The sequence below is a fragment of the Flavobacterium azizsancarii genome, from assembly GCF_027980145.1.
Classification (GTDB): Bacteria; Bacteroidota; Bacteroidia; order Flavobacteriales; family Flavobacteriaceae; genus Flavobacterium; species Flavobacterium azizsancarii.
The window spans coordinates 1-314 of record NZ_JAMZNK010000133.1 but is presented as its reverse complement, the minus strand read 5'-3'; the positions used below and the strand labels follow the sequence as shown (position 1 = coordinate 314).

Below are 314 nucleotides of genomic sequence, written 5' to 3'. Positions count from 1 at the left end.
AAAAACCGCTTTATATTTGCACCCGTAATGAGTCGCCAGCGTAGCTCAGTTGGCTAGAGCAGCTGATTTGTAATCAGCAGGTCGTGGGTTCGAGTCCCTCCGCCGGCTCAAAATAAAACCATCACTTTTAGTGGTGGTTTTTTAATAAAATAAGCAGTAAATTTATTTTGGAAAATACAAAAATCCACTTTATATTTGCATCAGTAATGAGTCGCCAGCGTAGCTCAGTTGGCTAGAGCAGCTGATTTGTAATCAGCAGGTCGTGGGTTCGAGTCCCTCCGCCGGCTCAACGGAAAACCATCACTTTTTAGTGG

The 314-nt window shown here is 43.9% G+C and carries 2 tRNA genes; both read left to right on the top strand.

Going from position 1 to position 314, the window contains the following annotated elements:
- Window positions 1-34: 34 nt before the first annotated feature.
- Window positions 35-108: transfer RNA gene (locus NJT12_RS24940), tRNA-Thr, on the top strand.
- 105 nt (window positions 109-213) lie between these two features.
- Window positions 214-287: transfer RNA gene (locus NJT12_RS24935), tRNA-Thr, on the top strand.
- Window positions 288-314 lie beyond the last annotated feature (27 nt).